Source organism: Knoellia sp. 3-2P3 (assembly GCF_029223115.1).
In the GTDB taxonomy this organism is placed as follows: domain Bacteria; phylum Actinomycetota; class Actinomycetes; order Actinomycetales; family Dermatophilaceae; genus Pedococcus_A.
Window position 1 is genome coordinate 1,030,700 of the sequence record NZ_JARGZE010000001.1, and the last position, 21,899, is coordinate 1,052,598.

The 21,899-nt window shown below is 72.2% G+C and carries 23 protein-coding genes, 1 tRNA gene and 1 riboswitch; of the genes, 13 read left to right on the forward strand and 11 right to left on the reverse strand.

Features of this window, described 5'->3' with window-relative positions:
• Nucleotides 1–139 precede the first annotated feature (139 nt).
• A riboswitch (cyclic di-AMP (ydaO/yuaA leader) is annotated at nt 140–319 on the forward strand.
• A gap of 9 nt (nt 320–328) precedes the next feature.
• Nucleotides 329–1,054: a transglycosylase family protein gene (locus P0Y31_RS04990; RefSeq protein ID WP_275866936.1), complete on the forward strand. Its 726-nt coding sequence runs from the start codon at nt 329–331 to the stop codon at nt 1,052–1,054.
• 161 nt (nt 1,055–1,215) lie between these two features.
• Nucleotides 1,216–1,288 (forward strand) — tRNA-Thr (locus tag P0Y31_RS04995).
• A gap of 119 nt (nt 1,289–1,407) precedes the next feature.
• Here the strand turns inward: P0Y31_RS04995 and P0Y31_RS05000 are convergent.
• The 4 genes from P0Y31_RS05000 to P0Y31_RS05015 form a co-directional block, all read right to left on the reverse strand.
• The gene (locus P0Y31_RS05000; RefSeq protein ID WP_275866937.1) at nt 1,408–2,115 is read right to left on the reverse strand and encodes a GAF and ANTAR domain-containing protein; all 708 of its coding nucleotides are present in this window, start codon (nt 2,113–2,115) and stop codon (nt 1,408–1,410) included.
• A 95-nt stretch (nt 2,116–2,210) separates the two neighbouring features.
• The gene (locus tag P0Y31_RS05005; RefSeq protein WP_275866938.1) at nt 2,211–2,414 is read right to left on the reverse strand and encodes a hypothetical protein; all 204 of its coding nucleotides are present in this window, start codon (nt 2,412–2,414) and stop codon (nt 2,211–2,213) included.
• Between the two features lie 8 nt (nt 2,415–2,422).
• Nucleotides 2,423–2,824, reverse strand: coding sequence for a hypothetical protein (locus tag P0Y31_RS05010; RefSeq protein ID WP_275866939.1), 402 nt, complete (start codon nt 2,822–2,824; stop codon nt 2,423–2,425).
• 268 nt (nt 2,825–3,092) lie between these two features.
• Nucleotides 3,093–3,356 (reverse strand): hypothetical protein, encoded by a 264-nt coding sequence (locus P0Y31_RS05015; protein ID WP_275866940.1) that lies wholly within the window; start codon nt 3,354–3,356, stop codon nt 3,093–3,095.
• A 157-nt stretch (nt 3,357–3,513) separates the two neighbouring features.
• Here P0Y31_RS05015 and P0Y31_RS05020 point away from each other — a divergent pair, with 157 nt between their 5' ends.
• From P0Y31_RS05020 to P0Y31_RS05030, 3 genes are all read left to right on the forward strand, one after another.
• Nucleotides 3,514–3,747: a hypothetical protein gene (locus tag P0Y31_RS05020; RefSeq protein ID WP_275866941.1), complete on the forward strand. Its 234-nt coding sequence runs from the start codon at nt 3,514–3,516 to the stop codon at nt 3,745–3,747.
• Between the two features lie 53 nt (nt 3,748–3,800).
• Nucleotides 3,801–4,931: a CapA family protein gene (locus P0Y31_RS05025; protein ID WP_275866942.1), complete on the forward strand. Its 1,131-nt coding sequence runs from the start codon at nt 3,801–3,803 to the stop codon at nt 4,929–4,931.
• Between the two features lie 64 nt (nt 4,932–4,995).
• Nucleotides 4,996–6,012, forward strand: a complete 1,017-nt coding sequence (locus P0Y31_RS05030) for an FUSC family protein (protein WP_275866943.1) — start codon at nt 4,996–4,998, stop codon at nt 6,010–6,012.
• Nucleotides 6,013–6,019: 7 nt separating this feature from the next.
• Here the strand turns inward: P0Y31_RS05030 and P0Y31_RS05035 are convergent, their stop codons facing one another.
• From P0Y31_RS05035 to P0Y31_RS05045, 3 genes are all read right to left on the reverse strand, one after another.
• The gene (locus P0Y31_RS05035; RefSeq protein WP_275866944.1) at nt 6,020–6,439 is read right to left on the reverse strand and encodes a GNAT family N-acetyltransferase; all 420 of its coding nucleotides are present in this window, start codon (nt 6,437–6,439) and stop codon (nt 6,020–6,022) included.
• Between the two features lie 26 nt (nt 6,440–6,465).
• Complete coding sequence (locus P0Y31_RS05040; protein ID WP_275866945.1) at nt 6,466–7,920, reverse strand: MATE family efflux transporter; 1,455 nt, start codon at nt 7,918–7,920, stop codon at nt 6,466–6,468.
• Nucleotides 7,921–8,137: 217 nt separating this feature from the next.
• Nucleotides 8,138–9,271: a helix-turn-helix transcriptional regulator gene (locus P0Y31_RS05045; RefSeq protein ID WP_275866946.1), complete on the reverse strand. Its 1,134-nt coding sequence runs from the start codon at nt 9,269–9,271 to the stop codon at nt 8,138–8,140.
• Nucleotides 9,272–9,409: 138 nt separating this feature from the next.
• Between P0Y31_RS05045 and P0Y31_RS05050 the strand changes: the two genes are divergently transcribed.
• Both P0Y31_RS05050 and P0Y31_RS05055 read left to right on the forward strand, forming a co-directional pair.
• Nucleotides 9,410–9,829: a Rid family hydrolase gene (locus P0Y31_RS05050; RefSeq protein ID WP_275866947.1), complete on the forward strand. Its 420-nt coding sequence runs from the start codon at nt 9,410–9,412 to the stop codon at nt 9,827–9,829.
• Between the two features lie 38 nt (nt 9,830–9,867).
• Nucleotides 9,868–11,283 (forward strand): FAD-binding oxidoreductase, encoded by a 1,416-nt coding sequence (locus P0Y31_RS05055; RefSeq protein ID WP_275866948.1) that lies wholly within the window; start codon nt 9,868–9,870, stop codon nt 11,281–11,283.
• Nucleotides 11,284–11,351: 68 nt separating this feature from the next.
• Here P0Y31_RS05055 and P0Y31_RS05060 read toward each other — a convergent pair whose 3' ends face one another.
• On the reverse strand, nt 11,352–11,894 hold the full coding sequence (locus tag P0Y31_RS05060; RefSeq protein WP_275866949.1) for a DinB family protein: 543 nt from the start codon (nt 11,892–11,894) through the stop codon (nt 11,352–11,354).
• 196 nt (nt 11,895–12,090) lie between these two features.
• Between P0Y31_RS05060 and P0Y31_RS05065 the strand changes: the two genes are divergently transcribed.
• From P0Y31_RS05065 to P0Y31_RS05075, 3 genes are all read left to right on the forward strand, one after another.
• Nucleotides 12,091–12,510 (forward strand): YciI family protein, encoded by a 420-nt coding sequence (locus P0Y31_RS05065; protein ID WP_275866950.1) that lies wholly within the window; start codon nt 12,091–12,093, stop codon nt 12,508–12,510.
• A gap of 114 nt (nt 12,511–12,624) precedes the next feature.
• Nucleotides 12,625–13,920: an RNA polymerase sigma factor gene (locus P0Y31_RS05070; protein WP_275866951.1), complete on the forward strand. Its 1,296-nt coding sequence runs from the start codon at nt 12,625–12,627 to the stop codon at nt 13,918–13,920.
• Nucleotides 13,921–14,069: 149 nt separating this feature from the next.
• Entirely contained in the window at nt 14,070–15,383 is a 1,314-nt protein-coding gene (locus tag P0Y31_RS05075; RefSeq protein ID WP_275866952.1) for an HNH endonuclease signature motif containing protein, read from the forward strand.
• A gap of 88 nt (nt 15,384–15,471) precedes the next feature.
• Here P0Y31_RS05075 and ligD read toward each other — a convergent pair whose 3' ends face one another.
• Nucleotides 15,472–16,467 (reverse strand): non-homologous end-joining DNA ligase, encoded by a 996-nt coding sequence (gene ligD / locus P0Y31_RS05080; RefSeq protein WP_275866953.1) that lies wholly within the window; start codon nt 16,465–16,467, stop codon nt 15,472–15,474.
• 251 nt (nt 16,468–16,718) lie between these two features.
• Here ligD and P0Y31_RS05085 point away from each other — a divergent pair, with 251 nt between their 5' ends.
• The 3 genes from P0Y31_RS05085 (at nt 16,719) to P0Y31_RS05095 (ending at nt 19,895) form a co-directional block, all read left to right on the forward strand.
• Nucleotides 16,719–17,606 carry a glycerophosphodiester phosphodiesterase family protein gene (locus P0Y31_RS05085; protein ID WP_275866954.1) on the forward strand — a complete coding sequence of 296 codons (888 nt, stop codon included), beginning with the start codon at nt 16,719–16,721 and terminating at the stop codon, nt 17,604–17,606.
• Nucleotides 17,607–17,760: 154 nt separating this feature from the next.
• On the forward strand, nt 17,761–19,092 hold the full coding sequence (gene gabT / locus P0Y31_RS05090; protein WP_275866955.1) for a 4-aminobutyrate--2-oxoglutarate transaminase: 1,332 nt from the start codon (nt 17,761–17,763) through the stop codon (nt 19,090–19,092).
• Nucleotides 19,093–19,097: 5 nt separating this feature from the next.
• Nucleotides 19,098–19,895: an SDR family NAD(P)-dependent oxidoreductase gene (locus tag P0Y31_RS05095; RefSeq protein ID WP_275866956.1), complete on the forward strand. Its 798-nt coding sequence runs from the start codon at nt 19,098–19,100 to the stop codon at nt 19,893–19,895.
• A gap of 38 nt (nt 19,896–19,933) precedes the next feature.
• Here P0Y31_RS05095 and P0Y31_RS05100 read toward each other — a convergent pair whose 3' ends face one another.
• Nucleotides 19,934–20,698: an SDR family NAD(P)-dependent oxidoreductase gene (locus P0Y31_RS05100; RefSeq protein ID WP_275866957.1), complete on the reverse strand. Its 765-nt coding sequence runs from the start codon at nt 20,696–20,698 to the stop codon at nt 19,934–19,936.
• Nucleotides 20,699–20,704: 6 nt separating this feature from the next.
• On the reverse strand, nt 20,705–21,874 hold the full coding sequence (locus tag P0Y31_RS05105) for an acyl-CoA dehydrogenase family protein (RefSeq protein ID WP_275866958.1): 1,170 nt from the start codon (nt 21,872–21,874) through the stop codon (nt 20,705–20,707).
• Nucleotides 21,875–21,899 lie beyond the last annotated feature (25 nt).

Here is a 21,899-nt window from a genome sequence, read left to right on the forward strand (position 1 = left end):
AAGATCACGAACGGATTACGGCGAACTGCTTGTCGCGATTCGACAACCCCCGGTACCGTCGTCGCTTGGCACCGATTGCCGCCGGGTTCAGCGCGTTTCTCCCGGGTCTCACAACTTCACACAGCACACCCAAGCACGCACACCCGCAGCGCCTAACCTCGTCCGGCGGGTGTTTCGCCGGGAGATCCCCGGGCAGGACGAGGGTGGGGGAACCAACTCGGCCCGCTCCGGCGGGCCTTGGGGTGAAGCCGGTCCGCCGGCCGGGCGCCTGACAGCCCGAACCCGACAGCTCACCTCTTCGGCGCACGTCAGGAGAGGATCCCCGCGCATGTTCTATGCCCCGAAGCACTCCGCTCGGAAGCAGAGTCCCGTCCGCCGGCGCATGGCCGGCGTCGCTGTTGCCGGAGTCGCCACCGTCGGCGCCGGCCTCGCCACCGCCTCCGGCGCCCAGGCCGGCACCGTCTGGGACCGCCTCGCCAGCTGCGAGAGCGGCGGCCGGTGGAACATCAACACCGGCAACGGCTACTACGGCGGCCTGCAGTTCTCGTACAGCACGTGGAAGGCGTTCGGCGGCCAGCGCTACGCCTACACCGCCGACCGCGCGAGCAAGGCCCAGCAGATCCTGGTCGCCCAGAAGGTCCTCCAGGTGCAGGGCCCCGGCGCCTGGCCGCACTGCAGCGTCGTCGCGGGCCTCACCCGCACCAACGGCGGTGCCGTCAACGCGGGCTCGACCGTGGCTGCCTCGCGGTCGAGCGCACGCACCGCGGTCCCGGCCCGCGCCACCAGCTCGGCGGGGACGCTGGCCGTCGACGGCATCCGCGGCCCGCTCACCAACGCCGCCATCGAGCGCTGGGTCGGCGGCTCGGTCAACGGCAGCCTCTCGCGCACCGACATCCAGCGCCTGCAGCGCCGGGTCGGCTCGGCTCCCGACGGCATCATCGGCCCCAAGACGGTGCGCGCCCTGCAGACCACGATCGGCGCACCACGCAACGGCGCCCGCTACCTCGACCGCGACACCGTCCGCGCCCTGCAGCGCTACCTGAACGCTCGCTGACACCTCGCGCGCTGGCCGAACGGGGCCCTGCCCACCTGATGGTGGGCAGGGCCCCGTTCGTGTGCCCCGGTGCGTATGCCGTGCGCCAACCCTGTGGGTTGCGGGCACCGGCGGGTGTGCCGGGTACGATTTCGGCGATCCCGCGGCATCGGTGCGGGCTCGCCGGCGTGGCGCAATTGGCAGCGCACCTGTCTTGTAAACAGGTGGTTAGGGGTTCGAGTCCCCTCGTCGGCTCTGTGTCCTACATCGGCCCTGTGGCCAGCGACGAGGTGATCCCCGTTCCCGCGTGGGACCCGGCCCACCACGGGGCTCCCCCCCGGCTGCTGGTGTGCAGCACCGACCGGCGACGAGGCTCAGCCGAGCTGGTCCCGGTGGGCGGCGTTGATCCTCTCGGCGAGGGCCGCGAGCTTGGTGTTGGTCCGGCTCGAGGCGCTGCGCAGGATGGCGAAGGCCTCCTCGTCATCGACCGAGTGGGCGGCCATCAACAGCCCGACCGCCTTCCCGATCTCACGGTTGCTGTCCAGACCCCGGCGCAGGCTATCGACACTGGCCAGGTGCTCGGCGGCCGCGAGCGCGACCGAGGTGAAGACCGCCAGCATGGCGCCGACGCCGACCGACTCCTCGGTCAGGGCTCCCGGGGTGTCGGAGAAGATGTTCAGGGCTGAGCGTCCGCCGGCCCCCTGCTGGAGCCGGAACCCGAGCATGCCGCGGATCGGCGTCCTGCTCAGGGTGAGCTCGGCGAGGACGGGCCACGTCGCTGACGAGGCGATGTCCTCGTCGCGCTGGACGGATTCCTCGACGATGCTGTCGAGGCACGGCCCCTCCTGTGCCTCGCTCTCCAGGCGGTCCATGAGGCGCGCCACGTCATCACTGGCCGCGAGCGTGCGCAGCCGCATGCCCTTGTCCAGGGTGGAGATGCAGGCGTGATCGGCTCCCGGCACGATGTCGAGCGCTGCGCGGCAGATCGCGTCCAGGACCTCTTGGGAGCTGGATCCGGTGTAGACGAGCTCGGCGAGGGAGGCGAACGCCTCCGTGGACTCGCGGGGGATGGGCTCCTGCATGCGTCCAGTATCTCCGTCCAGCACGGTCGAACTGCGCGGAACCACTCCCTTGGACCCGGACCGTCGAGGACGGCCCGGGTCCAAGGGGGCAGGCACTAGGCAGCCCCTGGCCGGGGCGCGACCGCGGCTACTCCGCAGGGGTCCGTCGGGCCGCTGTCGTCGTGCACGTGGCACGGCTTCTCGGCATGGGCCTCGATGGACACCTGAGCGGTCCACACGTGACCGTGGTTGCAGGCGAACAGCACCTCTCCGCCGCTGACGAAGATGCTCAGGTCGCCATCGTCGTCCGTGTGCTTCATCCGCGTGGTCATGGCGCGGCCGCGGCGTGTGCGCCGTGGGAGCGCGACAACCCGAACGCGTCCGGGTACAACGCCTGGGCCTTGCTCAGCAGGTCCTGCTCGCGGCTGGTGCTCAGCACGCCCTCGAGCTTCTGCTGGGTCCGCTTGACCTCGGTCATGGCTTGGGCGGCCTTGGCCTCGGCATGCTCGCGACCGGCGGCCCCGAACCAGTAGCCGAGCGCGGTGGTGAGCAGCGGCAGCACGACCAGCAGGACGTCCTTGGCCCGCTGGTAGGTGTCGAGCACGTGCCCTTGGCCGTCCCACGTGGGGACCGACGAGATCTGGCCTGCGACGGCCAGGAGCCAGTAGGCGGTGATGACGAAGAGGATTCCCGTGATCATCGCCCTGATGTACATCGCTGTTCTTTCCATGGCACCCCCCTGGTTGCACGCCAAGGCTGCACCTACTTCCGTAGGCCGTAACTCATGCAAATGAATGAGAGACGGTCAATTTTTGGTATCAGTGCCTTCGTTTGAGTTTCTTCCTGTCCTTTTGACGGCTCTTGTGTCGAGAATCCGTCCGGTGGTCGCGGTCGCGCGGAGACGCGGTGCGCGGTGCGGCACAGGTGCGCAGCGCGGCATACACGCAGCCCCTCGAGGAGAAGGCGGGGTGCCCCGGGACCGTGCGTCAGGACGTGCGTCAGTCGAAGCCCAGCGCCCTCGGCAGGTCCGGGCCGAAGCGGCGGACCAGCTCGGCATAGCGCTCGTGCTCCACGGACAGCTCCTCGAGCTCGTCCTCGGTCTCACCCACGTCGGTGTCCACGTGCCGCGTCGGACCCACGCCGGGCTCGATGGAGACCGGCGCGGTCCACGCGTGACCCCTGTCGCAGGCGAAGAGCACGCGGTCCCCGCTGACGAACACGCTGAGCTCGCCGTCGTCGTCGGTGTGCTTCATCGGGGACACCACAGCAGACTGCTCCGCACCACCTCCTGCGCGGATCCAGCAAAATGCGCAGCCACTGTCGCCGCGAGGCGAGCGGGTCTACCCTTGGTCCTGCGGGCGCATGGCCCGTTCGGTCGAGGAGTACTAGGCCGAAGCGCGCAGAACAGGGGAGGTCGTCATGGCGGAGGCAGCCGCGGGAGCCGCTCCCCAGCGCCGCTCCCGACTCCACGACCGTCTGGCCGGTTGGTGGTCGCACTGGCTCGGCCGGCACGCGCCGCTGATGGACGACCCGGGGCTGGGGCGCCTCGACCGCTTCGACGGGGTCGCGCACGGCAGCGAGAGCCCCGCGCGACCTGAGCGTCTCGGCGGGTCCGGGGCTGCCCCGGACCGACCGGGCAGGGGCACCCGCTAGCCGCATGACCTCTGGCCCTGCGCAGGCCCGCGGGGAGCACGTAGTCAGGAGGCATGGCGGCAGGAGGCATGGCGCCGGAGCTCCGACTCGTCCTGGCCGGCGACGTCATGACGGGCCGGGGGATCGACCAGGTGCTGCCCCACCCCGTGCCGCCCGAGCTGCACGAGGACTACGTGCACGATGCCCGCACCTACGTCGCGCTGGCCGAGCGGGTCAACGGAGCGATCCCGCGGGTCGTCGAGCCCACCTGGCCCTGGGGTGAGGCCGTGGTGGCCATGGACGGTTTCGGCCCGGCGGTGCGGGTCCTGAACCTCGAGACCAGCGTCACCGAGAGCGCGGACTGGGCCCGCGGCAAGGCCGTCACCTACCGGATGAGCCCGGCCAACCTCGACGTCGTCGCCGTGGCCCGCGCGGACGTGTGGGCGCTGGCCAACAACCACGTGCTGGACTACGGCCGGTCCGGCCTGCTCGAGACGCTGCGCGTCCTGGCCGGCGCAGGCCTGCGCACGGCCGGTGCCGGGCAGAACGAGCACGACGCCTGGCGGCCGGCCGTCGTCGAGTGCGGCGGAGGCCGGCGGGTGGTCGTGGTCTCGGTCGGCGACACCTCCAGCGGCGTGCCCCCGCAGTGGGCCGCCGGGCCGGGACGGCCGGGTGTGGCGCTGCTGCCCGACCTCGGCCGGGGGACGGCTCACCGGGTGGCCGAGCGGCTGCTCGAGGTCGGCCGCCCCGGTGACCTGCGCGTCGTGTCGATCCACTGGGGAGGCAACTGGGGCTACGAGGTCCCGCACGAGCACCGTCGTTTCGCCCACGCCCTGGTGGACGCCGGGGTGCACGTCGTCCACGGGCACTCCTCGCACCACCCGCGGCCCATCGAGGTCTACCGGGGAGGGCTGGTGCTCTACGGGTGCGGTGACCTGGTCAACGACTACGAGGGCATCGGCGGCTACGAGGCCTACCGCGACGACCTGCGGGCGCTCTACCTGGCGCGCCTCGACGTGGGCACCGCAGGGCTGCTCGGGCTGAGGCTGGTGCCCCTGGTCGTGCGGCGGTTCCGGCTCGAGCGGGCGTCCCTCGACGACGCGCGCTGGCTCGGCGACACCCTCAGCCGGGCCGGGCGCTCCGTGGGGACTGCCCTCGACGTGACCGAGGAGGCGGACGGGCCGGTCCTGGACCTGCGCTGGTGACCGAGGCCCGACTGCCTCTGGACACCTGTGCGAACCTTGAGCTGCCCCCACAGGGAGGAATGCCGTGCCGCGCACAGGTCAGCTCGCGGGCCTCGACCTGCTCCACTTCCGCCCGCACGCCGGCTCGCACCGGGTGGCCCTGCGGGCCGGCATCTGCGTCTTCGTCCCGCTCCTCACCGTGGCACTGCTGGGGCGCCCGGAGTGGTCGATGTACGCCGCGTTCGGCGCCTTCACGTCGCTTTACGGGCGCAACCACGTCCACCTGTCGCGCGCTGCGATGCAGGCGTCGGCCGGAGCGGTGCTGGTGGGCGCCGTGGTGCTCGGGGTGGCCGTGGGAACCCTGCCCAACGCGGCGTGGGTGGCCGTGCCGGTCGCGGCAGCGGTGGCCGCGCTCGCCTCGGTGCTCGCTCGGGCCCAGGACTGGCACCCGCCGGGCTCGCTCTTCGTGGTGTTCGCCTTCGGGGGATGCGCCTCGGTGCCCCACACGTCGGCCGACCTGCGGCCCGCCCTGCTGGTGTCGGGGCTCTCCGCCCTCTTCGCCCTCGCCGTCGGGGCGGTCGGGGGACTCGCCCGCGGTGACCGCGCGCTGCCGTCGCGCGTGCGGCTGCACCGGTCGTGGCTGCCGCTGCAGGACGCCGTGGCCGCAGGGGTCGCCGGTGCCCTCGCCACCGGCTCGGGGATCGGCCACCCCTACTGGGCCACGGTCGCTGCCGTGGCTCCGCTGTCGGCGCGGGGCCTGCGGGGGCAGCTGGCCAGGGGGATCCAGCGGGTGGTGGGCACCCTCCTCGGGCTCGTCACGAGCGCGGTCCTGCTGAGCCTGCACCTGTCGGGGACGGCGCTGCTCGCGGTCATCGCGGCGCTCCAGGTGGGGGCCGAGCTGCTCGTGGGCCGCAACTACGGGGTGGCGATGCTGGCCATCACCCCGCTCGCCCTCCTGATGGGGCAGGCAGCCGAGGAGCAGCCCGTCGACCAGCTCCTGTTCGACCGCGGGGTTGAGACCGTGATCGGCAGCGCCGTGGGCCTGGCCCTCGTCCTGGCCCTTCACCTCCGCCGACGGCGCCGCGGCACCGCGGGCAGGTGAGGCCGGCTCAGCCCCGGCCCGGGCGCAGCACCTGCCACATCCCGACGGTGTTCTCCGCGACGAACCCTTCGCTGGCGTAGAGGCCCTGGCCGTCGGGGGTGGCGAAGAGGCCGACGAAGCAGTCGGCGCCGGCGATCTGCATCACCTGGTCGCGCAGCCGGGCGACGACCTGCCGCCCGAGGCCCCGGCGCTGGTGGTCGGGGTGCACGGCTACGTCCTGGATGTAGAAGTAGAAGGCGCCGTCGCCGACGACCCGGCCCATCGCGACGGGACGGCCGTCGGGGTCGTAGGCGACCACGCCGCACACCGAGCCAGCCAGGGACGCCGGCACCGACTCCCAGTGGAAGTCGTCGTGCCAGCCCACGGCGATCGCGAGCGCGCCGTGCTCCTCCACCGTGGGCACGGCGTCGACGAAGCGGTAGCCCATGTCTCCTCCTTGGACGTCAGGCGGTCTCAGACGCCCGCGGGCATCTCGGCCGGCGGCGTCGGGACGACGCCCTCGGCTGGTGCGGCCACGCTGTCCTCGTCGTGACCGGTGCGGGCGAGCACGTCCCAGCGCAGACGGCGGGCCCGCCACGTGAAGACGGCCAGCTTGGCGATCTCCTCGACGACCCGGGCGACGAACACGCCGAGCACGCCGAGCGGGGTGTGCAGCCCGAGCAGCACCGCGAGGGGCAGGCCGACCACGAAGGCGCCGACCACGTCGCCGATGATCACCCCGCGCACGTCGTTGCCGCTGGGCAGCACGCCGGCGCCGAGGATCATGTTGCGCACCTTGACGACCTGGAACGCCGCGTTGACGGCGATGCCGAGCATGGCCATCGCGCGCACGTCGTCTCCGGCGTCGCGGAACAGCGGCTCGAGCAGGAGCACGCTGGCACCGAAGAGCACGCCGAAGAGGGCTCCGGTGCCGATTCCCGCGCGGGTCAGCCGGTTCACCCACCGGGCCGCCCCGGCGGCGTCGCCCTGGCCGACCGCTCGGCCGACCAGGGTCGTGGTGGCACTCATCAGCCCGATGCTGCCGACGATGAAGACCCCCTCGAGCGTGTGCACGATCTGCGCGGCGGCCAGGGCCTCGTCACCGAGCTGCTGGAACACCACGTTGTAGAGGAACGTGCCGCCGGTCCAGAACAGCTCGGTCACCCCGAGCGGCAGGGCGAGCACGAACAGGGGCGCGACCACCCGACGCCACTCGGCACGGTCGACCGGCAGGCGCCACGACACGACCCCGCGTGAGCCGTAGGCCATCGACACGAGGATGCCGGCCTTGGCCGTGGCGGTCACCAGCGTGGCCCACCCGGCGCCGGCGGCACCGAGGGCCGGAGCCGGCCCGGCACCGGTGACGAGCGTCCAGGCGAGAGCCGAGTTGGCCAGCACCGTGACCGTCGTGGCGACCATCGGGCTGGCCGGCCGCCCCACCGAGCGCAGGACGCCGCTGAGGATGGCGCTCAGCATGGTCGGCAGGGTCGCGAGGGCGATGAGCCGGAAGTAGTCGGTGCCCGCTGCGGCCACCGTCGGCGACGCGCCGGTCAGCGTGAGCAGGTGGTCGGCCCACAGGAACGGCAGCACGGAGGCGGCCAGGCCGAGGGCGCCGGCGACGAGCACGGCGGCGGTGACGGTGTGGTTCACCTCGGTGCGGCGCCCGGCGCCGAAGGCCCGCGCCACCAGGATGCTCACCGACGTCCCCAGGCACCCCAGGGTGATGATGAGGATGAAGGACAGGCTGTTCGCGAAGCCGACCGCCGCGATCGCGGTGGCGCCAAGGGTGCCGACCACGACCTGGTTGACGAAGTTCAGCACCAGCATCAGCACGAACTCCGCGCTCACCGGCACCGCAATCTGCGCGATCTCCCGCCGCGGCGTGACCACGGCCGGGGAGCGGCGCGCGGGCAGGGTGGGGCGGGGCATGGCAGTGCCTTTCAGCGAGAAGGGGGAGAGGCCCGGGACGGACGCCGCCGTTGGCGCCGCGGGCAGGAGAGATGTTACGACCCGTCACCGACGGCCCGACACCGCTTTTCTGTTGGGGGCAGGGTCGGGCCGCGGTGGGCAACGGCAGCGGTATGCCGCGGGGGCACGGCGCGCACACGGCATACCGGTCGTGGGTGGTGGTGTGCGTCCCTGCGGGTCAGCCGCCGCAGAACCACCCGGAGGGGCCAAGGTCGGCGCCCATGCGCGGGACGTACTGGTCGAAGTAGATGCGGGCGATGAGCTCGCGGCGGCTGCGCACGTCGGCCTTGTCGAAGACGGACTTCAGGTGGTCCTGCACGGTGTAGGTCGACACGTGCATCGTCGCGGCGATCTCCTTGGTGTCGACGCCCTGCAGCACCAGCTGGGTCACGTCGCGCTCGCGCTGGGTGAGGTCGAAGGCGGAGACCACCAGCGGCACGATCTCCGGCGGCCTGGCCTCCTCGATCGTGACGACCACGTCGCCGCTCACGCCGTCAGGGCCCATGAGCGGCGTCGCGTGGAGCACCAGCCACATGCCGCTGCGCGAGCGGACCCGGCTGCGCGGGGGCACTCTGGTCTCGCCGCGGGCGTAGCGCCGGGCCGCGGCCACGAGCGAGGTGATGATGCCGGTCCACCTGGCGTTGTGGGTCGGGCTCTCGAGCTCGACGAGCCGCTCCTCGGCGCCGAGGCTGGTCTGCCGCACCTGGTCGTCGGCGCCGATGATGAGCACGGCGGGGCCGGCCGAGGCCGGCGGCGGGCCGGCGGTGGCGAGCCGGGCGAGCAGACCGGTGCGCACACCGGCGGCGAAGGCCGCCGAGAGCGAACCGGCGAAGTCGACCTCGTCCTGGCTGAAGGGGTCGCTGCCGGGGTCGCGGAACAGCGCGGCGCCGCCCCAGACCGAGCCGCCGTCGCGGAAGACGACGCGCAGCTCGTCGGTGTAGCCGAAGTTCGGCTGCATGAACTCGCGCATGCGCTGCGACCGGCTCACGTCGCCACCAGTGGCCGCGTGCACCCCGACCGCCCGGGTGCCGGCGCGCGAGAGCTCGGTGAAGGTCGTCTCCTCGACGGAGCCGTACTCGATCAGGCCCCACTCGTGGTCGTGGCTGTCGCGGCCCTGCAGGTCGCCGAACTTCCGCGTGCCGGTGAGCAGCTCGGTGCTCGGGTCGACCGTCGCGAGGCACGCAGCCACGTGGGGCACGGCGCGGTGGAGGGACTCCACGGCCTCGGAGAGGAAGGTGTCGAGGTCGAGGCCCGCGCGGGCGACCACTTCGACGTCGCGCCGCACGCGCTCAGCGGTCAGTGCGCGGCGCATGGCGCGAGTCTGACGGATCGTCCCCGTCGCGGGAATCCCACAAAAGTGGGGGATCCGCGATCCCAGATGCCGGGGGAGGGGAAGTCCCCCCGGAAAAGGGATGGCCGGGCGGGACGCCGAGCCGCGACCGTGGTGGGCGTGAACAGCCCGACCACCGCGATGACGCCCGTCACGCCGAGCACCTGGACCGCGTGGTCCCGGGCGCTCGGCTACGACCAGGGGCAGCTGCGCGCTGCCCCGCGGGCAGTCCTCACGGTGGCAGCGCAGGGGCCGTTGGACTCCGTGGGCCGCCTGGTCCACGACGGCGACCCTGCCGCGCAGCTGGCCCTGGCCCTGGCCAACCTCGAGGCCGTGCTCGCGGCTGGAGGCATGGCGCCGGGCGACCTGGCGCTGCTGCGGGTCTACACCACCGACATGGACGCCACGCTCGACGTCTGGGACACCCTCGCCGAGCGACTCGCGGAGGTGGGGGCGAGCCCGCCCACCACCCTCGTGGGGGTCTGCGCACTGCCGGTGCCCGGCATGACGGTCTCGATCGAGGCCGTCGCCATCCGCTGACCACCAGGCAACACGACACCACCACAGAAGGAAGCACGATGAGCATCGAGACGACCCTCGATCACCCTGCACCCTCCCTGCGAGCCGAGGCCCTGCGCGGCCTCTGCGGCGGGGCGGTCCACCTGCCCGGCGACCCCGGCTACGAGATGGCCCGTATGCCGTGGAACGTCGCCGTCGACCAGCGGCCGGCTGCCGTCGCCTTCCCGCGCAGCGCGACCGAGGCGGCCGAGCTCGTGGTCTGCGCCGCACGAGCCGGCCTGCGGGTGGCCCCCCAGAGCACCGGCCACGCGGCCGGCCCGCTCGCCGAGGGCTCGCTCGAGGACGTCGTCATCGTGCGCACCTCCGAGATGACGGAGGTGACCGTCGACCCCTCGGCACAGACGGTCCGGGTGGGCGGCGGTGTCCTGTGGCAGCAGGTCGTGGAGGCGGCCGCACCGCACGGGCTCGCCGCGCTGCACGGCAGCTCGCCGGACGTGGCGGTGGCCGGCTACGCGCTCGGCGGCGGCATCGGCTGGTACGCCCGCAAGCTCGGCCTCGCCACCAACAGCATCCTGGCCGTGGAGATCGTCACGGCTGACGGGCAGGTCCGCCGGGTCGACCACGACAGCGACCACGACCTCTTCTGGGCCGTCCGCGGGGGCGGTGGCAACTTCGGCCTCGTCACCGCGCTCGAGCTGCGGCTGTACCCCATCGCCGACGCCTACGCCGGCATGCTCCTGTGGGACCGCCGGCACGCCGACGTGGTCGTCCGCGAGTGGGCGCGCTGGTCGGCCTCGGCCCCCGACGAGGTGACCACCTCGCTGCGGGTGATGAGCTTCCCGCCCATGCCGGAGCTCCCGGAGTTCATCCGCGGCCGGCAGCTGGTCGTCATCGACGGTGCGGTGCTCTCCGACGACGGCGCCGCCGAGGAGCTGCTCGCGCCCCTGCGGGCCCTGGCTCCGGAGATGGACACCTTCGCCCGGGTGCCGGCCGCGGCCCTGTCGCGGCTGCACATGGACCCGGAGGGCCCGACCCCGGCCGTCTCGGGGTCGATCATGCTCGACGGGCTCCCCGACGAGGCCATCGACGCGTTCCTCGCCGAGGTCGGCCCGGGTTCGACGTCCACGCTGCTCGCCGCCGAGCTGCGCCAGCTCGGCGGAGCCCTGGGCCGCGCCCACCACGGTGCGGGCGCGCTGCCGCGACTCGACGCGGCATACGCCGGGTTCTTCGTGGCCATCGCCGCCACGCCCGAGATGGCGGCTCAGGGGCTCCTCGACGCCAAGCGGCTCGAAGGGGTCCTGGCGCCCTGGTCGCGCGGGCGGTCGTTCCTCAACTTCAGCGAGGGGCGGGTCGACACGAGCACGGCCTTCGACCACGACGTCTGGGTGCGCCTCGGCAACGTGCGGGCGAAGGTCGACCCCGACGGCGTGTTCGTGGCCAACCACCAGATCCCGGCCGCCCGCGGGGGTCGCTGACGGGGTGGGGACGGCCGGGGCGCGCGGGGGCGCGTCCCGGCCACCTCGCTGTCGCGGCTGTCGTGGTCTCAGGCGCTGGGAGTCGCGAACGACAGCTGCGCCCGGTGGAACGTGTAGTGCTGGGTCGGGTAGTGGAAGACGTCCGCGACCGTCATCGACGACGTGAAGAACGGGTCCCAGCGAGGGGGGAAGGGCATCCCGCGGTGCAGCGTCGTCTCCGGCAGGGCGTCGATCGAGCGGTGGAGCGAGGCGAGCGTGCGGTCGAGCTGGGCCTGCATGCGCCGCCGGTTGAAGACCAGCGCGGCCGCACAGGTGCCGAGGTAGTTGACGACGTGGAAGGGGCGAGCGGCCGCGTCGAGGACCGCGGAGAAGCCGGTGCCGACGGGCCGCGGCAGGCGGGTCACCACCCGCACCAGCGGCAGCAGCGCGCGCACCACCATGTAGCCGAAGACCATGTGGAAGAGCAGCTGCTCGTTGGTCCACCTCGTGCCGGCCGAGCCTCGCTCCAGGTCTGCGCTCGAGGCGGCCGCGAGAAGGCGTGCCAAGTCGTCGCGCGCCCACTGCATCTCGGCGTGCAGGCCGACCCGGTCGACTGCGGGAACGGACTGCATCGGCCACCTCCCTCGGCGTGTTCGGTCGCGTGTCCCGGGCTCGTCTTCCGGGCTCGTCTCCAGTCTGCGGCCGGGTGCCGGAGAGAGTTCTGAGAAAGTCTTTGGGTCGGGCTGTCGATTCGCGGCTGCGCCGTTCGACGTGAGGGTAGAGGCTGGGCCAGACGGGCACCGGCCACCAAGGAGAGGAACGGATGACATGCGCTACATGGTTCTGGTGAAGGCGACTCCCGAGTCCGAGTCGGGCGGCATGCCCTCGGAGGAGATCTTCGAGGCGATGAACACCTACAACCAGGAGCTCGCCAAGGCGGGCGTGCTGGTGGCGGGGGAGGGGCTGCACCCTTCGTCGGAGGGCGCAAGGGTGCGCTTCGACGGCAAGGACCGCACCGTGGTCGACGGCCCGTTCGCCGAGACCAAGGAGCTCATTGCCGGCTTCTGGATCTTCGACGTGAAGTCGAAGGAGGAGGCGGTCGAGTGGGTGCGCCGCGCGCCGATGCAGGAGGGTGAGCTCGAGATCCGCCGGGTCTTCGAGGCCGAGGACTTCGGCGACGCGCTGCCCGAGCACATCAAGGAGTGGGAGGCGCAGGAGCGGGCCCGGCAGGAGGCTCGCCAGTCCTGACACCACCTCTGGTATGCCGGTGGGTCGCCTGTCGTGGGCGGCCCGCCGGCACCCTTGTTCCCTGGCATCGCCGGTCGGTTGCCGCGGGGGGCTCGGGGCTGGTTGGTTGGGGGAGTGGAAGAGCCCGGCGACGTGGAGCCCCGTGACGTCCACCGCCGGGTGGAGGCGGTGTGGCGCATCGAGTCGCCGCGGGTGGTGGCAGGCCTGGCCCGGGTCACCCGCGACGTCGGGCTCGCCGAGGACTTCGCGCAGGACGCACTCGTGGCGGCGATGGAGCAGTGGCCTGCGGAGGGTGTGCCCGACAACCCGGGGGCGTGGCTGCTGTCGGTGGGCAGGCGAAGGGCGGTGGACTGGTTCCGGCGACAGGAAACCTTGGCGCGCAAGGAGGTCGAGCTCGGCAGGGTGCTCGCGCTGTCGATCGCGTCGGGTGAGCTGTCGGGGCTGGCCGACTTCGAGGCTGTCGAGGAGGACATCGAGGACGACCTGCTGCGGCTCGTGTTCACGACCTGTCACCCGGTGCTGGCACCCGAGGCGCGGGTGGCGCTGACGCTGCGGCTGCTCGGCGGGCTCACCACGGCGGAGATCGCGCGGGCCTACCTCGTGCCGGAACCGACTGTGGCACAACGGATCGTGCGGGCGAAGAAGAAGCTGAGCTCGGCCGGGGTGGGGTTCTCGGCGCCGCTGCCGTCGGAGTTCGCCGAGCGCCTGGGGTCCGTGCTGGAGGTGGTCTACCTCATCTTCAACGAGGGGTACTCGGCGACGGCTGGGTCGGACTGGCTGCGGCCGGAGCTGTGCCACGACGCCTTGCGGCTCGGTCGGGTGCTGACCGGACTGCTCCCGCGCGAGTCCGAGGTGTGGGGACTTCTGGCGCTCATGGAGATCCAGGCCTCGCGGTCGCGCGCCCGGTTGGGTCGGGACGGCGCACCGGTGCTGCTGATGGACCAGGACCGGGGCAGGTGGGACTGGGCAGCTGTCGGGCGTGGGTTGGCGGCTCTGGAGAAGGCGGAGCCGCTCACGGACTCCCTCGGGCCGTATGGCATCCAGGCCGCCATCGCAGCCTGCCACGGACGCGCCCGCACGGCCGAGGAGACGGACTGGGCGCGCATCGCAGCTCTCTACGGGCTGCTGGCCCAGATGACGAAGTCGCCTGTCGTGGAGCTGAACCGGGCTGTTGCCGTGTCGATGGCGTCGGGTCCGGAAGCGGGTTTGGCTGTCCTGGAGGGGTTGTCGGGTGAGGTGTCCCTCGAGGGGTACCACCTGGTGCCCGGGGTGCGGGGCGACCTCCTTGCGCGGCTGGGGCGTTCGGGGGAGGCGCGACTCGAGTTCGAGCGGGCGGCCGGGCTGACACAGAACGAGGTGGAGCGGCAGGTGTACCTGAGGCGGGCGGAGGCCTTGTCCACAGGTCGCTGACGGACGTCCCGTCGTCCACAGGTCGTCGGTCTGCGGTTGCGCCCATCGAAGTCGGATGCCGGATGCCGTCGAAATACGTTGCGCGGCAATGGCTTCCGTTGACGTCGCGCTCAGTTGGGCTGTCGGTGGTCCCTTCTACTGTTGTCGTCATGGAGGGACGCCCGGGCCAGGTGCTGCGCGTGGCTGAGCACCGCGAACGGATCTCGGCTGCTCGCTCTTCCGTGTCCGCCTTGGGCTCGGTGTTGTGGCAGACGCCGTCGGGTGGTGGTCCGGACGGCCTGGCGGGCCTGCTGTCTGAGGTCGACGCGCTCGGGATGGCCTGCGACGCGGGCCGGGTGGCGGTGGTCCATGAGGCGATGCAGCGAGGTGAGACCTCCGGTGGTCCGGCGGCGATGTCGGTGACCCAGTGGGTGCGGGCTTACGCCCCGTCGACGAGGGCCGGTGGGGCGGGGACCATCGTCAGCGTCGCGCAGGCCTTCCAGAAGCAGGTCAACGCCCCCGTCAAGGAGGCGGTCGAGGCCGGGCGTCTGCCGGTGACGTCCGCGGCGGCAGTGATCTCGGAGGCGGACAAGCTGCGGCCGCTGCTGGCCGAGGGCGCCGAACCCCACGTCCTTCAGGGGCTGATCGGTCTGGCCGCCGAACAGGGCCCGCGGGCCTGCCGGCAGCTGCGCCCGGCGATGCTGGCCCGCTACGGGCTGACCGACGTCCTGCAGGACCAGCAGAACCTGGGCAAGGCGTTCATCTCGCTATCCCAGCCGCGGGACACCGGGGCCGGCACGTTCGAGTATCGGCTGACCCTCGACGTCGAGGGCAAGGCGGTGTTGGAGGCCGCGCTCGGGCCGCTGTCGGCGCCGAAGCCGGTCGACGGCGAGCGCGACCTGCGCTCCAGCGACCGCAGGCGCGGCGACGCGCTGCTCACCCTGGTGCGGCGGGCGGTGGCCGCCGGGGACGAGGTGGGCAAGACGAACAAGACGACCCTGCTGCTGACCATGAGCTACGACGACCTCAAGGCCGGCCTCGGGGCGGCCACCACCCTGGGTGGGTTGGACGCCGACACCCACCTCGCCCCCGAGACCGTGCGCCGGCTGTGCTGCGACGGCTCCGTCATCCCGATCGTCCTGAACGGCCGGGGTGAGGTCGTGGACTGGGGCCTGGAGAAGCGGTACTTCACCGACGCCCAGACCAAACGGCTGTGGCTGCGCGACGGGGGTTGTACCTACCCGGGCTGCGACGCCCCGCCGCAGTGGGCGGACGCTCATCACCTCGTGCACTGGGCAGACCTCGGCCTCTCGAACCTGTCGAACGCGGCCCTGCTGTGCGAGCGGCACCACACCATCGTGCACAACCGCCGCTACGCCGGTCGCGTCGTCCGCGACGCGCACGGGGAGCGGGTCGAGTGGGACCTGGTCCGTGGCTCCTACGACGAGCTCCTCGCGAGACGCGCCGCCCAGGAGCCAGCGTGACCCCGCCCCACACCCCGCCAACCGCCGGCGGGGCCACAGGCATGTCCAACGGCATGCTGGCGACGGGCCGGTGCGCGCGAGCCGGTCCTCAGCGCTTCGCTGAGTCGTTGCCGGCCTCGTTCGGGCCGCCGGGGTCCTCGACGCCCTCCCGCTCGTCGCGGTCGGCCCACTCCAGCAGCGGCCTGATGTCGAAGACGGCCTCGTCGATCCCGGCGTGGAGGTCGCCGAGGGCGGCATACCGCTCGGGCACCGTCGCGATGGTGAGGTCGCGCGGGTCGGCGTCGTCGACCTCGTCCCACCGGATGGGCGTCGAGACCGTGCCCTCGGGGTTGCCGCGCACGGAGTAGGCGCTGGCGATCGTGTGGTCGCGGGCGTTCTGGTTGTAGTCGACGAACACCAGCGACGGGTCGCGGTCCTTGCGCCACCAGGTGGTGGTGACGTCGTCCGGGGCGCGGCGCTCGACCTCCCGGGCGAACGCCAGCGCCGCGCGTCGCACGTCCTTGAAGCCCCACTCGGGCCTGATCCGCACGTAGACGTGCAGGCCGTTGCCGCCCGACGTCTTCGGCCAGCCGGTGGCACCGAGCTCGTCGAGCACCTCGTGGGCGACGTGGGCGACCCGGCGCACGCGGTCGAAGGGCGCCTCCGGCATCGGGTCGAGGTCGATGCGCCACTCGTCGGGTTTCTCGGTGTCGGCACGCCGGCTGTTCCACGGGTGGAACTCCACCGTCGACATCTGCACCGCCCAGATCACGTGCGCCAGCTCGGTGACGCAGAGCTCGTCAGCGGTGCGGTCGTACCGCGGGAAGTGCACCCGCACCGTCTCCAGCCACGGGGGAGCGCCGTGCGGCACGCGCTTCTGGTGCACCTTCTCGCCGGCGATCCCCTCCGGGAACCGGTGGAGCATGCACGGCCGCTCGCGCAGCGCGTTGACGATGCCGTCGCCGACCGACAGGTAGTAGTTGACGAGGTCGAGCTTCGTCTCGCCACGGGCCGGGAAGTAGACGCGGTCGGGGTTCGAGATGCGCACGTCGCGGTGGCCGACCTCGATCTCGATGGCAGGCGACGAAGCCTTGGAGGGCGCCATGCGCCCCAACCTAGACCGCGGATGCCGTGCCGGCACCCGATCGCTCCTGGGCACGGGTGCATCGAGCCGGGCGAGCACCGCGCGGGCCCGGTGGCGAACGGTCGCATCGACCGGATCCCGAACCCTCGTCCCGACTGGTCGCCGACCCCCTGCCGCTGCGTCACCCCGTGGTCACCTCGGCGCAAGGTGCGCGCGGCAGCGTGCGAGGTGCAGGACCAACCGAATCGCCCTCACCTTCAGGAGACCCGACCGTGCGCCATCCGCGCCTGCACGTCCTTGCAACCACCGCCGCCGTCGTCACCCTCGCCGTGTCCGCCGCTCCCGCGTCGGCGGCTTCGATGTCGGAGGAGCCCGACATGGTCCGTGTCGTCAACGTCGCCCACCGCGGCTCCAGCGCCGAGGCCCCGGAGAACACGCTCGCCGCCTTCCGTCTCGGCATCGAGCAGGGCAGCGACCTCATCGAGAGCGACGTCCAGCGCTCCAAGGACGGCGCCCTCGTGCTGATGCACGACACCACGCTGACCCGAACGACCGACGTCGAGCAGGTCTTCCCCGACCGTTCGCCGTGGCGGGTCAGCGACTTCACCCTGGCCGAGATCAAGCAGCTCGACGCCGGCTCGTGGAAGTCGCCGCAGTTCGCCGGTGAGCCGGTGCCGACCCTGGCCGAGATGGTCGAGGTGGTGCGCCCGAGCCGCTCCGGCGTCCTCATGGAGATCAAGGCGCCGCACCTCTACCCCGGCATCGAGGCCGAGGTGGCGGACGAGTTCGACCGGTTCCCCGGCTACGTCGCCTCGGCCACGGCGGCCGACCGGCTCGTGGTGCAGAGCTTCGACTGGGAGTCGATGCGGCGCTACAAGCAGGAGCAGCCGGAGGTGCCCGTGGGGCTGCTCGGTACCCCGAGCCCGGCACAGCTGCCCGAGCTCGCGCTCTGGGCAGACCAGATCAACCCCAACTTCCGCAGCTTCGACGCCGCCTACGTCGCACGGGTGCACCAGCTGGGCATGGACGTGCTCACCTGGACCGTCGACGGGGAGGCCGACATGGGGGCAGTCGTCGACCGCGGCGTGGACGGCGTCATCACGAACCGTCCGAGCGTCCTCGAGGACGTGCTGCGCGACCGGCTGGCCAGCACCGCCTGACCGTCCGACCACGCCTGACCCCGCGCCGGCGCTTCCCCGCAGGCAGGCGATTCCCGGACATCGCGGACACGCCTCGCCAGCAACGCCCGACCGGGCGGCAGTGACGTTCCTGCCGCCCTGTCGGGCGTGTCCTGCTGCCGCCTATGATCGAGCGGTGATCGAGCAGAAGCGTGTCCTCACCACCGCCATCCCCGGCCCCAAGTCGCAGGCCCTGCACGAGCGCAAGCTCGCCGCGGTCTCCGCGGGTGTCGGCACCGGGCTCCCGGTGTACATCGAGAAGGCCGCCGGCGGCATCCTCGTCGACGCGGACGGCAACCAGCTCATCGACTTCGGGTCGGGCATCGCCGTCACCACGGTGGGCAACGGCAACCCGCGGGTCGTCGAGGCGGTGCAGCGCCAGATCCAGGACTTCACGCACACCTGCTTCATGGTCACGCCCTACGAGGAGTACGTCCTCGTGGCGGAGGCGCTCGCCGAGCTGACCCCCGGCGACCACGCCAAGCGCTCGGCGCTGTTCAACTCCGGGTCCGAGGCCGTCGAGAACGCCGTCAAGGTGGCCCGTCACTTCACCGGCCGCCAGGCTGTGGTCGCGTTCGACCACGCCTACCACGGGCGCACCAACCTCACCATGGCGCTGACCGCGAAGAACATGCCCTACAAGCACCGCTTCGGGCCGTTCGCCAACGAGGTCTACCGCGTGCAGATGGCCTACCCCTACCGCTGGCCCACCGGCGCGGAGCGCTGCGCCGACGAGGCGTTCGAGACGTTCGTCTCCGACGTGCACGCCCAGGTCGGCGAGGACAACACCGCGGCCGTGATCCTCGAGCCGATCCAGGGTGAGGGCGGCTTCATCGTGCCGGCTCCCGGCTTCGTCAAGAAGGTCGCCGACTGGTGCCGCGAGCACGGCATCCTCTTCATCGCCGACGAGGTGCAGACCGGCTTCTGCCGCACCGGCGACTGGTTCGCCTCCGAGCACGAGGACGTCGTGCCCGACCTCATCACCACCGCCAAGGGCATTGCCGGCGGTATGCCGCTCGCGGCGCTCACGGGGCGCGCGGACGTCATGGACGCCATCCACACCGGCGGCCTGGGCGGCACCTACGGCGGCAACCCGGTGGCCTGCGCCTCGGCGCTCGCGGCGATCGAGACGATGAAGGCCGACGACCTGTGCGGCCGGGCCAAGGCGGTCGAGGCGCTCTTCGTGCCACGCCTGCAGGCCCTCGCCGAGAAGTACGGCGTCATCGGCGACATCCGTGGCCGTGGCGCGATGCTCGCGGTCGAGCTGGTCAGCGACCGGGAGAAGAAGACGCCGGACGCCGACCTCACCGCGCGGATCAACAAGTACTGCCACGGTGAGGGCCTGGTGACCCTGACCTGCGGCACCTTCGGCAACGTCTTCCGCTTCCTGCCCCCTCTCGCGGCCTCCGACGAGCTGCTCTCCGAGGGCCTCGACATCCTCGAGGACGCCTTCGCGAACTGCGTCTGACCAAGGTGTTGCTGCCCGCGTCGTTCGACCTCACCGGCCGCGTCGCGATCGTCACCGGCGCGGGCAGCCCCACCGGCATCGGGCATGCCGCGGCGCGCCACCTCGGCCTCCTCGGCGCCACCGTTGTGATCGGCGCCACGACGGAGCGCGCCCACGAGCGAGCGGCAGAGCTGGTGGCCGAGGGCATCGCGGCGCAGGGCTTCGTCGGTGACCTGACCGACCCCGCGACCGCCGAGCGGTCGGTGCGACAGGCCCACGAGGCCCACGGACGCGTCGACGTCATGGTCAACAGCGCGGGCATGGTCTCGACCACGGACCCCGACTACCTCGAGGGCGACCTGCTCGCCACGACCCCGCAGCGCTGGTCGGAGTCGCTGCGGCGCAACCTCGACACCGCCTACCTCGTCACCCGTGCGGCCCTGCCCCACCTGCGCGAGAGCGGCCAGGGCCGCGTCATCACGGTCGCCAGCGTCACCGGCGCGGTGATGGCCATGCGGGGTGAGGTGGCGTATGCCGCGGCCAAGGCGGCGCTGGCCGGGCTCACCAGGGCGCTCGCCGTGGACGAGGCGCGGCATGGCATCACGGCGAACGCCGTTGCGCCGGGCTGGATCTCGACAGGCTCGCAGACCGAGCACGAGGTGGCCGAGGGGCTGATGACACCCAGCGGTCGCTCTGGCACGGCCGACGAGGTCGCCTCTGCCATCGCGTGGCTGGCCACCCCGGGCGCCGCCTACGTCAACGGCCAGGTGATCGTCGTCGACGGCGGCAACTCGGTGGCAGAAGAGCGCGCCCTGCCCCGCTGAGGCGGGACAGGGCGCGTCGTCGAGGAAGAGACGGGCGGTCAGCGCGGCGGCATCCGCAGCGCGCCGTCGAGGCGGATGACCTCACCGTTGAGCATGGGGTTGTCGACGATGTGCGCCACGAGGCTGGCGTACTCGTCGGGCGAGCCGAGGCGCGACGGGTGCGGCACCTGCGCCTCGAGGATGGCCTTCACGTCGCCCGGCAGGCCCGAGAGCATCGGCGTCTCGAAGGTGCCCGGCGCCACGGTCATGACGCGAATCGCCTTGTCCGCCAAATCGCGAGCAGCACTGAGGGTGAGGCCGACGACGCCACCCTTGCTCGCGGCATACGCAGCCTGGCCGATCTGGCCGTCGTAGGCGGCGATGGAGGCGGTCATCACGACGACTCCGCGGTCGCCGTCGACCGGCTCGTTGTCGAGCATGGCGGCGGCCGCGAGGCGCAGCACGTTGAAGGTGCCGACCAGGTTGATGTCGATGACGGTCTTGAAGTCCTCGAGCGGCAGCGGGCCGCGCTTGCCGACGACCCGGCCGGGGGTGCCGACGCCCGCGCAGTTCACGGCGATCCGCAGGGTGCCCATCTCGCGGGCCGCGTCGATGGCCTCCTGCACCGGTGCCTCGTCGCGCACGTCGGCGGGCGCGAACCGCACCCTGTCGCCGAGGTCGTCGGCAAGGTCCTTGCCGGGCGAGGAGGGGAGGTCGAGGATGACGACCGAGGCGCCCGCGGCGTGGAGGCGGCGGGTGGTCGCGCCGCCCAGGCCGGAGGCTCCGCCGGTGACGAGCGCGACGGTGTTTTCGTTGATCTGCAAGGAGATTCAGCCTTTCAGGAGCTGGCGACTGATGACGAGCCGCTGGATCTGGTTGGTGCCCTCGAAGATCTGGGTGACCTTCGCCTCGCGCATGTATCGCTCGAGGGGGAAGTCCTGGGTGTAGCCGTAGCCTCCGAGCACCTGGACCGCGTCGGTGGTCACCTTCATGGCCGCGTCGGTGCAGATGAGCTTCGCGACGGCCGCCTCCTTGGAGAAGGCGCGTCCGGCGTCGCGCAGCCGCGCTGCGTGCAGGTAGGTCGCCCGAGCCGAGGTGACGGCGGCCTCCATGTCGGCCAGCAGGAACGCCAGCCCCTGGTGCTGGCCGATGGGCTTGCCGAACTGCTCGCGTTCGTTGGCGTAGATGGCTGCTGCATCGAGCGCTGACTGTGCGAGACCCGTTGCGGCAGCGGCGATTCCGAGCCGCCCGGAGTCGAGCGCGGAGAGGGCGATGGCCATGCCCTGCCCGCGCTGTCCGACGAGCCGGTCGGCCCCGACGGTGACGCCGTCGAAGTGCACCTCGCTCACCGTGTCGCAGTGCAGGCCCATCTTCCGTTCCGGCGTGCCGAAGGCCAGGCCCTGCGCGTCGCCGGGGACCACGAAGCAGGACAGCCCGCGCCCGCCTTCGTCCGACGTCCGCACGAAGGAGGTGTAGAAGTCCGCGTGGCCGGCGTGCGAGATCCAGGACTTGGTGCCCTTGATCCGGTATGCCGTGGGACTGGCCTCATCGTCCGGCGTCGCCCGGGTGGTCATCGCCGCGACGTCGGAGCCGGCCGCGCGCTCGGAGAGGCAGTAGGCGCCGAGCTGCTCGCCGGAGAGCATGCCCGGCAGCAGGGCCGCCTTCTGCTCGTCTGTGCCGAAGGTGGCGACCGGGTAGCAGGTGAGGCTGTGCACCGAGACGCCGACGGCCACGCTCATCCAGGCGGAGGCGATCTCCTCCACGACCTGCAGGTAGATCTCGTAGGGCTGGTCGCCGCCGCCGAGCTCCTCGGGGTAGGGGAGCGAGAGCAGGCCGGCCCGGCCGAGGGTGCGGAACACCTCCGTCGGCAGCGCGGGCGTGGTGGCTGCCGCGCGCTCGGCCTCGTCGACCCGTGGCCGGAGCTCCTTGTCACAGATCTCCCGGGTCAGGTCGATGAGGTCCTGGCCGTCCTCGGTGGGCATGATCCGTGTGGCTGGCATGGCGTCAGGGTAGTAGTAGGACGTC